Consider the following 14466-nt stretch of genomic DNA (forward strand, 5'->3'; position numbering starts at 1 on the left):
GAAGCGCTCATGCCATTCGTCGCCATGCGAATTCGCACGGCTGTTCGCGCCGCCAGGCACCAGTGATGTCGGTGTCGGCGCGAGCTCGCCATTCCGGCTTTGACGACGTCGTCGGCGATGCGACGATCGAAACGCTGGCGAGCGGCTTCGGTTTCCTCGAAGGGCCGGTGTGGCACCCCTATGAAAAGTGGCTGGTTTTCTCCGACATTCCGGAAAGCCGCATGTATCGCCGCAGTGCCTCGGGCGAGATCGAACTGTTCCGCGAGCCGAGCCACAAGGCCAATGGCAGTACGCTGGACCGCCAGGGACGGTTGGTCACCTGCGAGCACGCGACGAGCCGAGTGACCCGCGCCGAGCCCAATGGCAGCGTGACCGTTCTTGCCACACACCATCAGAACAAGCAGCTCAACAGCCCGAACGATATCGTCGTTGCCACCGGCGGCTCGATCTACTTCACCGATCCGGGTTATGGCCGGGTGGAATTCTACGGCGTGCCGCGGCCGCAGGAATTGTCTTTCCAGGGCGTCTACCGCATCGACGGCGACGGCGCCCGGCTGACATTGCTGGCCGACGATTTCGTCCAGCCGAACGGGCTTTGCTTCTCGCTGGACGAGTCGCGGCTGTTTATCAACGACACCGAACGCGGACATATCAGGGTGTTCGGCGTCGAGGCGGATGGCGACCTCAACGGCGGTGCGGTGTGGGCGGTGACAGAGGGTGACGGGCCGGGAGCGCCGGACGGCATGAAGATCGACAGCCGCGGCAATGTCTACTGCACCGGCCCCGGCGGCATCCATGTCTTCGACGCGTCGGGTGCCATTCTGGGCGTCATCCGGACGCCGGAAGACTGCGCGAATTTCACCTTCGGCGACGATGATCTGAGAAGCCTCTACATCGCCGCATCGACGTCGCTGTACCGGCTCCGGGTGCGCGTGCCGGGATTGAGACTGTTTTGAGTTCGGGACCGTCCGTGCTCAAATCAGATTGGGAGTGAGGCCGGGGTCAAAACCGGCAGGAACTGCAGCAGTAAACATCTGGGAGGATTACGACATGAAGAAACTGTTTGTCTTGGGCGCTCTGGCGGCGATGCTCGCCTCGGGCACCGCACTTGCCGACACCAGTGGCAAGAAGATCGCCTTCTCCAACAACTACGCCGGCAATTCGTGGCGGCAGGCGATGCTCGACAGCTATGGCATCGTCACCAAGAAGGCGGTCGCCGACAAGGTCGTCGGCGCGGCCGATATCTTCACGACCGCCGACAAGGAAGTGCCGACGCAGGCGGCTCAGGTGCAGAACCTGATCCTGCAGGGCTATGACGCGATCGTCATTAACTCCGCTTCGCCGGACGCACTCAACGGCGCCATCAAGCAGGCGTGTGACGCCGGCATCACCGTCGTCTCCTTCGACGGCACCGTCACCGAACCTTGCGCCTATCGCGTCGTCGTCGACTTCAAGGACATGGGCAAGCAGGAAGTCGAGCAGATGGCCAAGTTCCAGCCCAAGGGCGGCAATCTGCTGGAAATCCGTGGCCTTGCCGGCACCTCGATCGACGACGCCATCCATGCCGGCATCCTTGAAGGTGTCGCTGCCCATCCCGAGTTCAAGATTGTCGGCTCGGTGACCGGCGATTGGGACCAGACCACCGCGCAGAAGGCGGTCGCGACCATCCTGCCGTCGCTGCCCGATGTCGTCGGCATCGTCGACCAGGGCGGTGACGGCTATGGCGCTGCGCAGGCCTTTGCCGCCGCCGGCAAGCCGCGCCCGACCATCATCATGGGCAACCGCCAGGACGAATTGCAGTGGTGGAAGGAGCAGAAGGACAAGGACGGCTACAAGACCTGGTCGGCGTCGATCGCGCCGGGCGTGTCGTCGCTGGCTTTCTGGGTGGCGCAACAGGTGCTCGACGGCCGCACCGACATCCCGCACGATCTCTTGGTGCCGTATCTGGCCTTTACCCAGGACGATTTCGAAGCCGAGCTGCCGAAGATCGTCAAGGGTGGCGTTGCCAGCCACGAATACACGCAAGAGGACGCGATCGCGGCCATCAAAGCCAATATCAAGTGAGTGTCGGAGAAGCGTTGCCGTCCGTATCGTCGAGCGGATATCGTTGAGCATGGTTGCAGGGAACGCTGACATCATCAGACTGAACGGCGCCGAAAAACATTTCGGCGCCGTTCGCGCGCTGGGCGGCGTGGATTTCCACGTTGGCCCCGGCGAATGCGTCGGGCTTGTCGGCCACAATGGCGCCGGCAAGTCGACGCTGATGCACATGGTTGCGGGCACGCTGGTGCCCGACAGCGGCCAGATCGGCGTGCATGGCGGCATCGAGGATAGTTACTCGGTGTCGCGGGCCCAACAACTGGGCATACGCTGCGTGTTCCAGGAACTGTCGTTGTGTCCCAATCTCAGCGTCGCCGAAAACACGCGCATCAACCATGCGTCGCTGCGCGGCTTCGGCTGGCGGCGCAAGGCGGCCGAACTGATCGCCGTCAAGCTCGACGAGATCTTTCCCGGTCACAGCATCTCGGCGTCCGACATCGTCGGCGACCTGTCGATCGGCCGGCGCCAGATGGTCGAGGTGGCGCGCGCCTTCACGGTCACGCAGGATAGGCTCGACCTCGTCATCCTGGACGAGCCGACATCGTCGCTCGACGCGCACACGGCAGGACAGTTGCTAGCCTTCGTGCGCCGCTTCGTCGCCGGCGGCAAAAGCTGCATCCTGATCTCGCATGTGCTGGGCGAGGTGCTGCGGAACGCCGACCGCATCGTGGTGATGCGCGACGGCAAGGTGGTTGTCGCCGACGCCGCTGGTGCCTTCGACCGCGACCGGCTGGTGACGGCGATGGGCGGGGCGGAAGCGCGCCAGAAGATCGCGGCGCAAGTCGCCGACGCCAAACCGGGGGCCAGCGCGCTGCGGGTGCGGGCGCGACCCGCCGTGCAGAAGGACGGCACCGACCTTGTCGCCCGTGCCGGCGAGATCATCGGCCTGGCCGGTCTGGCGGGCCATGGCCAGACCGACCTGTTGCTGGCGATCTTCGCTGCTGCATCGCGTGCCCGAGCCGGTATCGAGGTCACCGCGCCGGTGGCGCTGGTGGCCGGCGACCGCCAGTCGGACGGCATCTTCCCGCAATGGTCGATTGCGCAGAATATCGGCATCCGCTCGCTGGCGCGTTTGCGCAACGGGCTGCTGATCTCGCCGCAGCGCGAGGCCGAGCTCGCTGCAGTCTGGCAAAAGAAGATCGGCATCCGCACCCCGGACATGAACGACAACATCTTCTCGCTGTCGGGCGGTAACCAGCAGAAGGCGCTGTTTGCCCGGGCGCTTGGCTCGGACGCGCAGATCGTGCTGATGGACGACCCGATGCGCGGCGTCGATATAGGCACCAAGCTGGAGGTCTATGACCTCGTACAGGAAGAGGCTCGCCGCGGCCGCACCTTCCTTTGGTACACCACGGAAACCGAAGAGCTCGACAATTGCGACCACATCTATGTCTTCAAGAACGGCCGCATCGTCGCCAATCTGGGCCGCGACGAATTGACCGAAGAGAAGATCATCCAGTCTTCGTTCGGCGATGCGGCCTGAGATGAAGGCCGCCAGCCTCGACACCACTGCCAGGAGTTCCGCCGAGCGTGGCGCGCTGGCCCGTGCCCGCCTGTTGCGCGGGTTGTTGCCGGCGCTGTCGCTGGCGCTGGTGCTACTCGCCATCGCTTGGCTCAATCCGCGGGCCATCAGCTATTTCGGCTTCAGCCTGATGCTGAACCTGGCGATCCCGATCGCCCTGGCGACGATCGCGCAGATGTTCGTCATCGCCGGCAACGAGCTCGACCTGTCGATCGGCACTTTCGTCGGTTTCGTCGGCTGCGTTACCGCGACGTGGCTGAAGGACGCGCCGCTGATCGGTGTCGCCATCCTGCTCGGCTCGATCGGCGTCTATGCCTTGCTCGGCGCGCTGATCCATCTGCGCAACCTGCCTTCGATCGTGGTGACGCTTGGCATGAGCTTCGTCTGGCAAGGGCTGGCCATCCTCGTCCTGCCCAAACCCGGCGGCAAGGCGCCGGACTGGCTGCTGGCGTTCATGGCATTCAAGCCGCCTTTCGTGCCGTTCCCGATCATCGCGGCGCTGCTGATCGGGCTCATCGTCCATTTCGGGCTGATGCGTACCTCCTACGGCGTGATCCTGCGCGGTTCCGGCGGCAATCCGGCCGCCCTCGGCCGCGCCGGCTGGTCGCTGCTCAAGACCAAAATCGTGCTGTTTGCGCTGGCCGGCCTGTTCGGCGTGCTGTCCGGCATGGCACTGATCGGTATCACCACTTCGGCCGATGCCAATATCGGCAATGGCTATACGCTGCTGGCGATTGCCGGCGTCATCCTCGGCGGCGGCGAATTCGTCGGCGGCCGGGTGTCGCCGATCGGCGCGGTGATCGGCGCGCTGACACTGGCGCTGGCCGCCTCGCCGCTGCTCACCTTCATGCACATTCCGCCCGACTGGCAGGTGGCCGCCAATGGCGCCATCCTGATCATCGTGCTGGCGGCCCGCGTGCTGATCAGCCGCAGGGAGAGGTAGCCATGGCCGCGTTGAGACCACTGCTCGCCAAACCCTGGATCTGGTCGTTCCTTGGCGCCTTGCTGGTGTGGCTGGCGACGATCGCCTTCACCGGCGGTTATGGCGCCGGCGGCATGGTCACCGCGGCACTGTCGCTGGCGGTGTTCACCGTCATTGTCGGTGTCGGCCAGATGTTCGTCATCACGCTTGGGCCCGGCAATGTCGATCTGTCGCTGCCGGCCAATATCGGCCTTGCCAGCGCTGTCGCCATGAAGGTGATGGACGGCAACGATGCCATGATCGTGGTCGGGCTTTTGGCGGCGCTCGCCACGGGTGCCGCGATCGGCGCCGCCAACTATTTGCTGATCTGGGCGCTGCGCATCCCGCCGATCATCGCCACGCTGTCGGCCAGCTTCATCATCCAGTCGATCGACATCAGCTATGGGCGCGGGCTGCAGATCAAGCCGCCGCCCGGCTTCGCCGATTTCGCCAACTGGCAGGTGCTGGGCATTCCAGTGCTGGCGATCCTCACCGTGCTGTTCACCATCGGCGCGGCCATCGCGCTGCAGCGCATGATCTATGGCCGTTCGGTGCTGGCGATCGGCCAGAACATCCGTGCGGCGTGGCTTGCCGGCGTCAATGTCGGCCGCATACGCTTCCTCACCTACACGCTGTCGGGGGCGCTCGGCGGCATCGACGGGGCGCTGCTTGCCGGCTATTTCCGTGGCGCCAATGTCGATATCGGCAACGAATATCTGCTGGCCTCGATCGCGGTGGTCGTCATTGGCGGCACCTCGGTGGCCGGCGGCAAGGCCAATGTGCCGGGCGTCTGGGGCGCGGCGCTGTTCCTGGTGCTGCTCTTGACCATGCTCAACACGTTCGGCGTCAGTGCCGGCGTGCGGTTGCTGTTGACCGGGCTGATCATCGTCGGGGTCATCACGGCCGCGGGTGGGCAGAAGGCGCTCCGGTAAATTGTGATAGCGCACGGCGCGATGGCGGCGGAGACTGCCGGCATCGCAAGGGCAGTGAAGGCCGGTAATCATTGTGCCAGGCCTGCATCCGGTTCCCATCCGCGTCATGGCGCTGTAAATCCCGTGCGCGCGGCTGCAAGCCGCTCATCAATGCTGGGAGGTTTGCGTGTCCGATTTCCTGAAGGTCAACCGCGACGGCGATGTCGCTATCGTCACCATCGACAATCCGCCGGTCAATGCGCTGAGTTTTCATGTTCGCGAACCGCTGATGCAGGCTCTGGTTGGGCTGCGGGATGATCCGTCGGTCGCCGCGATCGTCATCGCCTGCGCCGGCCGAACGTTCGTTGCCGGCGCCGACATCACCGAATTCGGCAAGCCAGTGCAGCAGCCCGAACTGCGCACCATCGTGGCGACGCTGGAAACCATCGCCAAGCCGACGATCGCCGCCATCCACGGCACCGCGCTGGGCGGCGGCCTTGAGCTTGCGCTCGGCTGCCATTTCCGCGTCGCCGACACTGGCGCCAAACTCGGCCTGCCGGAGGTAAAGCTCGGTCTCTTGCCGGGTGGCGGCGGCACGGTGCGGCTGCCGCGCCTTGTCGGCGCGGTGAAGGCGCTCAAGATGATCGTTTCCGGTTCGCCGATCGGTGCAGAAGAGGCGCATGCCGCCGGTCTGGTCGACGCCGTCTTCAAAGGCGATCTGACCACGCATGCCGTGAACTTCGCCAGGGAAATAGCCCGCAAGGGTGGTCCCTTCACGCCGGTGCGCGATCGAAATGATGGGCCTAGGGAAACCGACCTGGCGGCTTTCGACGCCGAGGCGGCGGACCTTGCCAAAAAAGCGCGCGGCCTCGAAGCACCGATCGCCTGCGCGCAGGCGGTGCGTAATGCCGTCACACTGCCATTCGACGAGGCGCTGGCGGCGGAGCGCGTGCTGTTCGTCGAGCTCGTCGCCAGCAACCAGTCGCGCGCGCAGCGCCATCTGTTCTTCGCCGAACGTGAGGCGGCAAAGATTCCCGGCAAGGATATCATCAAGCGCAGGGTCGCGCGTATCGGCGTCATCGGCGCCGGCACCATGGGCGCCGGCATCGCCATGGCTTTCGCCAACGGCGGCTATTCCGTCACCTTGCTTGAGACCAGCCAGGAGGCGCTGCAACGCGGCCTGGGCACGATCGACAAGAACTATGCCGTCTCTGTCACGCGGGGATCATTGACCGAAGATGCGAAGCGGCAGCGGCTGGCCCAATTCACCGGCTCCACCAACTATGCCGATCTCGCTGATTGCGACCTGATCGTCGAGGCGGTGTTCGAGGACATGGCGGTCAAGAAGGAAGTCTTCGGCAAGCTCGACGCAGTGGCCAAGCCCGGCGCCATCCTCGCCACCAACACCTCCTATCTCGACATCAACGAAATCGCCGCCTCGACCTCACGCCCTCAGGATGTGCTCGGACTGCATTTCTTTTCGCCGGCAAATGTCATGAAGCTCTTGGAGATCGTGCGCGCCGAGAGGACCGCTCCCGATGCGCTGGCTACCGTCGTCGACCTGGCGCGGCGGATCGGCAAGGTGGCTGTCGTCGTCGGCGTCTGCCACGGTTTTGTGGGCAACCGTATGCTGGCGGCGCGTGGCGCCGAGTCGGAGGCGCTTCTGCTGGAGGGCGCAACGCCGCGCCAGATCGACCAGGCGTTCACCGATTTCGGCTGGCCGATGGGACCGTTCCAGATGGGCGATCTCGCCGGCCTCGACATTGGCTGGCGTAACCGCAAGGCGCGCGGCCAGACGGCTGTGATCGCCGACACGCTGTGCGAGCAAGGACGGTTCGGCCAGAAGACCGGCCGTGGTTTCTATCTCTACGAGGCCGGCGCGCGCACGCCGGTCACCGACCCGCAAGTCGAGGCGCTGATCCGCGACAAGGCGGCCGAGAAGGGCATCGTGCCGCGCGCGATCGGCGCGGAAGAAATCATCGAACGCACGCTCTATCCCCTGGTCAACGAGGGCGCCAAGATCCTGGAGGAAGGCATCGCCACCCGCGCCTCCGACATCGATGTCGTCTGGGCCAACGGCTACGGCTTTCCCGTCGGCAAGGGCGGGCCGATGTTCTGGGCTGGCCTCGAAGGTCCAGCCAAGCTCATCGAGCGGCTCGACCATTGGCATCAGCGGACGGGCAAGGACGTGTTCAAGGTGGCGCCATTGCTCAGGCGGATGGCCGAAACCGGCTCCTGGGAAACCGGGGGCTAAGGAACTACCGGACCCGTGCGTCGATGATCTCGACGAAGCGCGCGAACAGGCCGGCCTGCGACTTGATCTTGAGCTTGCGGTAGATGTTGCGGCGATGAACCTTCACGGTTCCCGGCACGATGCGCATCGCCCTGGCGATCGATTCGGTTGAATGCCCCTGCAGCACCAGATCGACGACATGCTTTTCGCGCGGCGTCAGCGACAGGCTCTGCCAGATATGGGCGCGATCGAACTCGTTGACCGGAGCAATCGTCTCGTCCTGCTTTGTCTCGGGCGGTTCGTCGGCCGGGAGGTTAGGCCAGCGCAATCTGGCGAAGCTGATCACCGCCGGCGCCATGTCGCGCAGAAGCCTGGCATCGGCGGTGCCGAACGGACCCGACGCACGCAGCCGCATCAGCGACAACACCAGCGCGTCCTTTCCCGGCAAAGGCACGAAGAAGCCGACCTCCTCGGCCAGCCTGGTCTGGCTGTAATAGGAGCGGAAATATTCGCTGGCGTAGAAGCGGTCCGGGGCGAGTTCGCGCATGCGCCAGAATCCTTCCTTGCGCTCCACCGCCGCATGGTGGAACGGGTCGAGCAGATAGGGTCCCTCCTGATAGAGCGCGACGAAGACATGGCTTTCGGCCGGCGAAAAGGTCTCGAACAGCAGCGGCGGGCGTGCGGCACCGCGATAGCCGAAGATCACGCAGTGGTCGAAACTGACATGCTGGCGCAGCCAATCGACCATCGCCTTGCCGAAGAGGTCGCCGCTCGTCTCCCGCGTCGCGGTGACAAGCGTTGCAAGCTGGCCGTATTCGTCGCGGCGGGACAATCCATACCCCCTTAAACGAGAAAATAGATCAGATATACCACCTACGAGGTATATACTAGCCGCCATTGGCTCTGGTAGCGTCCTGAAATCGCCCTGTTGCTGGAGCCCGCAGCCTTGACCGCAGTGCCCGACATCGAGTTTCGCGGCGTCACCAAACGCTATGGTGCGGTGACCGCGGTCAGCGGCATCGATCTTGCCGTCCCGCCTTCCGCCTTTGTCGCCCTGCTCGGACCGTCCGGCTGCGGCAAGACGACCTGCCTGCGCATGATCGGCGGCTTCGAACAGCCGAGCGAAGGCCAGGTGTTCATTCGCGGCCAGGACATGGCCGGCACGCCGCCCTACCGGCGGCCTGTCAACATGGTGTTCCAGCAATACGCGCTGTTTCCGCATCTCGATGTCGAGGACAACGTCGCCTACGGGTTGCGCCAGGCACGGCCGCGGCTGTCGTCACGCGAGATCACCTCAAGGGCAGGCGAGGCGCTGGCCATGGTGCGGCTCGCCGGCTATGGCCGCCGCAAGATCCATGAACTGTCCGGCGGGCAGCAGCAGCGTGTCGCGCTGGCGCGCGCACTGGTCAACAAGCCGGCCGTGCTGTTGCTCGACGAGCCGCTGGCCGCGCTCGACAAGAAGCTGCGCACCGACATGCAGATCGAGTTGCAGAACCTGCAGCGCGAGATCGGCATCACCTTCGTACTGGTCACCCACGACCAGGAGGAGGCGCTGTCGATGAGCGATTTCGTCTGCGTCATGAATGGCGGCCGCATCGTCCAGCTCGGACAGCCGAGTGAGATCTATGACGAGCCGGCCGATCTGTTCGTCGCCGATTTCGTCGGCAAGACCAATTTGCTGAGCGGCAAGGTCGCCGGACATTCGGGCGAACTGGTGGACATCGCGCTTGCCGACGGCACCGTCATTGGGGCGCGCAAGCGGACGGCCTTGCGGCAGGGCGAGACCGTCTCGGTCAGCCTGCGTCCTGAATCGCTCAGTCTCGGCGCTCCGGAAAGCGGCCGGTTCAAGGGCATCGTCCGCAACCGGATTTTCCTTGGCTCGACCGCCGAATACGCGATCGAGGTCCAGGGCATCGGAACGCTGCTCGCCAAGGCTGATCACCTGATCGGCCACGGCAATCTCTTCAAGCCGGGTGAACCCGTCGCCATCGGCTTTGCCGCCGGAACGCCCTTGGCGTTTCCGGACCCCAAGAACAACGGGACCAACCAGAGGGTAACCAAACATGTCGAAATCATATCGTGACGGACTGCCAATAAGCCCTGAAAACTTCGTCGACCAACTGATGCGCCTCAAGCGCGGCTCGATCGGCCGCCGCGACTTCCTCGGCCTCACCGGCCTCGGCATTGCGACGGCGGTGATGGCGCGCGAGATGGGCATCATGCCGACGCCGGCCTTTGCCGCTGAAAGCCTCGGCGACCGTATGTCGATCGCCACCTGGCCGAACTATCATGACCCGGCGACATTCGAGAATTTCAAGAAGGATACCGGCGTTGCCGTCGAGGTCAACGTGTTCGGCTCCAACGAAGAGATGCTGGCCAAGCTGCAGGCCGGCGCGTCGGGCTGGAGCCTGTTCGTGCCGACCAACTATACGATCTCGACCTACAAGAAGCTCGGCATCATCGAGGCGCTCGATATGGCGAAACTGCCGAATTTCGACGGCTCGCAGGAAGATCCGCGCTTCACCTCGGAAGGCACGATCGACGGGACGACCTACGCCGTGCCGAAGAACTGGGGCACCACCGGGTTTGCCGTCAACACCAAGAAGCTGACCAAGCCGATGACCAGCTGGAAGGAGTTCTGGGACACCGCCATGGCGGAGGGCGATGGCCGCACCATGGTGCACGACTACCAGCTGACCACGATCGGCAATGCGCTGAAATATTACGGCTATTCGTTCAACTCGCTGAAACAGGACGAACTCGCCAAGGCGGAGGAATTGCTGCTGAAAGTCAAGCCGCATCTGTTCGCGGTCTCATCCGACTACCAGCCGGGAATGCGCGCCGGTGACGCCTGGATGACCATGTGCTGGACCAATGACGGTGCGCAGCTGCATCGCGACATTCCCGAGATCGCCTATGTGCTGGGCAAGGAGGGCGGCGAGATCTGGACCGACTTCTACGCCATCCCCAAGGACGCGCCGAACAAGCCCGCCGGCTACGCGCTGCTCAACTACCTGATGAACCCGCAGGTCGCGGTCAAAGAGCACCTGGCCAACGGTGCGCCGTCGACCGATGCGCGGGTCAACAAGCTGCTGCCCAAGGAGGTGCTCGACAATCCGATCCTCTATCCGGCGGCCGATTTGTTGACGTCGCTCGAGTTCGGTGCGGCGGCGACGCTGACCGATCCCGGCCGGGCCGAACTGATGGCCCGCTTCAAGTCGGCCTGAGCGACCGGCCTGATGCAGACAATTGACCGGCGGGCGTGTGTCCGCCGGCACCGGGGCGGTTTCAATGCACGGCAATAAACTTCGTCATAATCTGCTGACCGCCTTGCTGCTCGGTCCGGCAGCGGCGTGGCTGGTGGTCTTCCTGGTGCTGCCGTTCATAGCCATCGCCGTGTTCAGCGTTGGCGAGCGGGCGCCGGAAGGCGGCTACCAGGCGGCCTTTACGCTGGCGCAATATGCCAACCTTCCGGCGCGGGCGACCGCCTTCTGGAACACCATGATGCTGGCGCCGATGGGCGCGCTTGCCTGTCTTCTCGTCGCCTATCCGGTGGCCTATTACCTCGCCCTGCAGGCGCCACAGCGCTGGCGGCTGATCCTGCTCGCGCTCGTGGTCATCCCGTTCTGGACCAGCCTTCTGATGCGGACCTATGCCTGGATGTATGTGCTGGGCGGGCGCGGCATTCCGGCTCTGCTCGCCTATGTCGGCTTCGAGGATATCAGGCTGATCAACACGCCGGGCGCCGTGCTGCTCGGCATCGTCTATGGCTATCTGCCGCTGATGATCCTGCCGATCTATGTCAGCCTCGAGCGGCTCGACCGCCGGCTGCTGGAAGCCTCCGCCGATCTCGGTGCGACGCCACTCTCCACATTCCTTGGCGTGACGCTGAAACTGTCGCTGCCGGGGGTGATGACCGGCTTCTCGCTGGTGATGATCCTGCTGCTCGGCGAATATCTGATCCCGACGCTGCTTGGCGGCGGCAAGGTGTTCTTCATCGGCAATGCGCTGGTCGACCTGTTCCTGCAGTCGCGCAACTGGCCGTTCGGATCGGCCATCGCGATCACGCTGGTGCTGGTTTCGGTGGTGGTGCTGATTGCGGCCAACCGCATTTCGACCCGAGTCTCGGGCGCCCGTCGGGTGGATCTGATCTGATGCGCGCCTTCGTCATTGCCGTCTTCGCCTTCCTCTACCTGCCGATCGCGCTGGTGGTGCTGTTCTCCTTCAACGCCGGGCACCATGCGAGCGAGTTCACCGGCTTTTCGGTGCAATGGTACGGCAAGGCCCTGGCTAACCCGTTCCTGGTCGAAGCGTTGAAGAACAGCCTTTTCATCGCCACCACCAGCGCCTCGCTGGCGGCGCTGTGCGGCACCGCGGCCGCGCTTGGCCTGGCGCGCGTCAGCGTCCGGACCCGCGCTGTCTTTGATGCGCTTCTGGGTGCCGCGATCGTCGTCCCGGGTGTCGTCATCGGCATCTCGACGCTGGTCGCGCTCGTCCAGCTGTTCGCGGTCGTCAACCCGTTCCTCGCCTCGATATGGCCCGACGACCAGCCGCCGCGCCTGTCGCTCGGCTATGGCTCGATCATCGCGGCACACGGCCTGTTTTCGATGGCGCTGGTGACGATGATCGTCGGCACGCGTCTCGGTAGCCTCGACCGCAACCTGGTCGAGGCCTCGAGCGATCTCTACGCCACGCCGTTGACGACGTTCCGCAGCATCGTCCTTCCGCAGATCATGCCGGCGGTGGTTGCCGGTTTCCTGCTCGCCTTCACCTTTTCCTTCGACGATTTCATCGTCGCCTTCTTTGTCGCCGGTGCGCAGACGACGCTGCCGATCTATGTCTTCGCGTCGATCCGGCGCGGCGTGACGCCGGAAATCAATGCCATCGCGACGATCGTGCTCGTCGCCTCCGTGTTGCTTGTGGTGCTTGCCCAATGGCAGCTGCGCCAACGCAAACCATCCAACTGAAAGTCGCGCCATGATTCTCAAAGACCGCATCGCCGTGGTGACGGGTGCCGGCTCCGGCATCGGGCGCGCCGGCGCCATGATCATGGCCAGGGAAGGCGCGCTGGTCGTCATCGCCGACAGGGACCGGGCCAGCGGCGAGGCAACGGCTTGCGACATCCGCGCGGCGGGCGGCCGGGCCGAGGCGCTCGCCACCGATGTCGCGGATGACGCGGCGGTCGAGCAGCTCATTGCCGGCACGCTCGACAGGCACGGGCGTATCGACATCCTGCACAATCATGCCGGCATCCAGGTCGGCGGCACGCTGACCGAAGTCGAGGTCGGCGGCATGGATGCCTCGTGGCGGGTCAATGTCCGGGCGCAATTCCTGGCGGCCAGGCTGGTCATGCCGTCGATGATCGCACAGGGCGGTGGCGTCATCCTCAACACCGCCTCGAATTCGGGCGTGTTCTACGACCGCGAGATGATCGCCTACGCCACGTCGAAACATGCGGTGGTGGCGATGACCAGGCAGATGTCGCTCGACTATGCCAGCCACAATGTCCGCGTCAATGCGCTCTGCCCAGGCTGGGTCGATACGCCGTTCAACGAGCCGTTCATCGCCCAGATGGGCGGTCGCGAGGCGATCGAAAACTATGTCCGCACCAAGATCCCGATGGGGCGCTGGGCCAGCGCAGAAGAGATCGCCGAGGCGATCCTGTTCCTCGTTTCCGACCGTTCATCCTTCATGACCGGCCAGGCGCTTGTGATCGACGGTGGCGAAAGCATCGGCTGACGCGGCCTATTTGTTGGTGCAATTCCGGACGGAAAATCGCTACACGCGTTTCCTGGAATTGCACTCCGTCTCGGCCTTCAACCAGTCGGCAAATATCGTCATTGCCTGCGAGTTCTGGCGCCGGCGCCGCGCCGACAGCCAGTAACGGCCGACGTCGACGGTGCAGTCGAAAGGCTGCACCAGCTCAGCCGAACAGAGCTCGCGGCTGAACATCGAAATCGGCAGCAGCGCCACTCCGGCGCCCTGGACGGCAGCGTTCGCCATGGTGACCGATGAGTCGAAGACGATGCCCTTGATCGGCGGGCAATGGCAGCCTGCCGTCTCGAACCAGCACAGCCATTCGTCTTCCCGGTAGGAACACAGCAGCGTTTCGCGCGCGAGATCGGAAGGGTCGCGCAGACGCGCGGCGATGTCGGGGGTGCAGGCCGGCGAGAAGCCGCCTGGCAGCAGCGGCGTGTTCTCGGTGCCCTGCCAGGAGCCATCGCCGAAGCGGATGGCAAAGTCGAGACCGTCGGCGGCGAGATTGACCCGGTTGTTGTTGGTCGAGATGCGCAGCTCGATGTCCGGATAGGCCTGGTGAAATGCCGGCAATCTGGGGATCAGCCATCCTGACGCAAAAGTCCCGACGACACCGACGGTGACGATGTCGTTGAAGCGGCCGCCCTCGAAGCGGTCGAGCGTGACGCTGATCCTGTTGAAGGCATCGCTCAGCACGGGCAGCAGGGCTTCGCCTTCCTCGCTCAAAGCGAGGCCGTGCGGCAATCGGCGAAAAAGCCTGATGCCGAGGACCTCTTCGAGGCCCTTGATCTGATGGCTGACGGCAGCCTGGGTGACGCGCAGTTCGAGACCGGCGCCGGTGAAACTGAGATGCCTTGCGGAGGCCTCGAAGGCGCGCAAGCCATTCAACGGGAGGTGCGATCGCTTCATCATCCAGCCCTAATTTTTCTTATGGCGGGGGCGATGTTTACTCGTTTGCGATGGCGCCGGATTCGGTCCAGTT

The 14466-nt window shown here is 64.4% G+C and carries 13 protein-coding genes; 11 read left to right on the plus strand and 2 right to left on the minus strand.

The window, feature by feature from the left end; all coding sequences use genetic code 11:
• Positions 1–65 precede the first annotated feature (65 nt).
• The 6 genes from AC1D08_RS14660 to AC1D08_RS14685 all read left to right on the plus strand — a co-directional run bounded on the left by AC1D08_RS14660 (position 66) and on the right by AC1D08_RS14685 (position 7748).
• The gene (locus AC1D08_RS14660) at positions 66–956 is read left to right on the plus strand and encodes an SMP-30/gluconolactonase/LRE family protein (protein ID WP_457150202.1); all 891 of its coding nucleotides are present in this window, start codon (positions 66–68) and stop codon (positions 954–956) included.
• 94 nt (positions 957–1050) lie between these two features.
• Complete coding sequence (locus AC1D08_RS14665; RefSeq protein ID WP_095084081.1) at positions 1051–2064, plus strand: substrate-binding domain-containing protein; 1014 nt, start codon at positions 1051–1053, stop codon at positions 2062–2064.
• Positions 2065–2113: 49 nt separating this feature from the next.
• Positions 2114–3583, plus strand: coding sequence for a sugar ABC transporter ATP-binding protein (locus tag AC1D08_RS14670; protein ID WP_457150203.1), 1470 nt, complete (start codon positions 2114–2116; stop codon positions 3581–3583).
• 1 nt (position 3584) lies between these two features.
• Positions 3585–4565 (plus strand): ABC transporter permease, encoded by a 981-nt coding sequence (locus AC1D08_RS14675; protein ID WP_457150204.1) that lies wholly within the window; start codon positions 3585–3587, stop codon positions 4563–4565.
• 2 nt (positions 4566–4567) lie between these two features.
• Positions 4568–5515, plus strand: a complete 948-nt coding sequence (locus AC1D08_RS14680; protein ID WP_457150205.1) for an ABC transporter permease — start codon at positions 4568–4570, stop codon at positions 5513–5515.
• A 166-nt stretch (positions 5516–5681) separates the two neighbouring features.
• The gene (locus AC1D08_RS14685; protein ID WP_457150206.1) at positions 5682–7748 is read left to right on the plus strand and encodes a 3-hydroxyacyl-CoA dehydrogenase NAD-binding domain-containing protein; all 2067 of its coding nucleotides are present in this window, start codon (positions 5682–5684) and stop codon (positions 7746–7748) included.
• 4 nt (positions 7749–7752) lie between these two features.
• Here AC1D08_RS14685 and AC1D08_RS14690 read toward each other — a convergent pair whose 3' ends face one another.
• Complete coding sequence (locus AC1D08_RS14690; RefSeq protein ID WP_457150207.1) at positions 7753–8559, minus strand: helix-turn-helix transcriptional regulator; 807 nt, start codon at positions 8557–8559, stop codon at positions 7753–7755.
• 114 nt (positions 8560–8673) lie between these two features.
• Between AC1D08_RS14690 and AC1D08_RS14695 the strand changes: the two genes are divergently transcribed.
• The 5 genes from AC1D08_RS14695 (at position 8674) to AC1D08_RS14715 (ending at position 13466) form a co-directional block, all read left to right on the plus strand.
• Positions 8674–9810: an ABC transporter ATP-binding protein gene (locus tag AC1D08_RS14695; RefSeq protein ID WP_477423437.1), complete on the plus strand. Its 1137-nt coding sequence runs from the start codon at positions 8674–8676 to the stop codon at positions 9808–9810.
• Complete coding sequence (locus AC1D08_RS14700; protein WP_477423439.1) at positions 9791–10954, plus strand: ABC transporter substrate-binding protein; 1164 nt, start codon at positions 9791–9793, stop codon at positions 10952–10954. The genes AC1D08_RS14695 and AC1D08_RS14700 overlap by 20 nt, the downstream gene beginning before the upstream one ends.
• Before the next feature lie 64 nt (positions 10955–11018).
• Positions 11019–11882, plus strand: a complete 864-nt coding sequence (locus AC1D08_RS14705) for an ABC transporter permease (protein ID WP_457150210.1) — start codon at positions 11019–11021, stop codon at positions 11880–11882.
• Positions 11882–12694 carry an ABC transporter permease gene (locus AC1D08_RS14710; RefSeq protein WP_457150211.1) on the plus strand — a complete coding sequence of 271 codons (813 nt, stop codon included), beginning with the start codon at positions 11882–11884 and terminating at the stop codon, positions 12692–12694. The genes AC1D08_RS14705 and AC1D08_RS14710 overlap by 1 nt, the downstream gene beginning before the upstream one ends.
• 10 nt (positions 12695–12704) lie before the next feature.
• Positions 12705–13466 (plus strand): SDR family NAD(P)-dependent oxidoreductase, encoded by a 762-nt coding sequence (locus AC1D08_RS14715; RefSeq protein WP_477423440.1) that lies wholly within the window; start codon positions 12705–12707, stop codon positions 13464–13466.
• Between the two features lie 39 nt (positions 13467–13505).
• Here AC1D08_RS14715 and AC1D08_RS14720 read toward each other — a convergent pair whose 3' ends face one another.
• Positions 13506–14393, minus strand: coding sequence for a LysR family transcriptional regulator (locus AC1D08_RS14720; protein WP_095084402.1), 888 nt, complete (start codon positions 14391–14393; stop codon positions 13506–13508).
• Positions 14394–14466: the final 73 nt, after the last annotated feature.

This window comes from Mesorhizobium sp. P2_E6, from assembly GCF_056403835.1.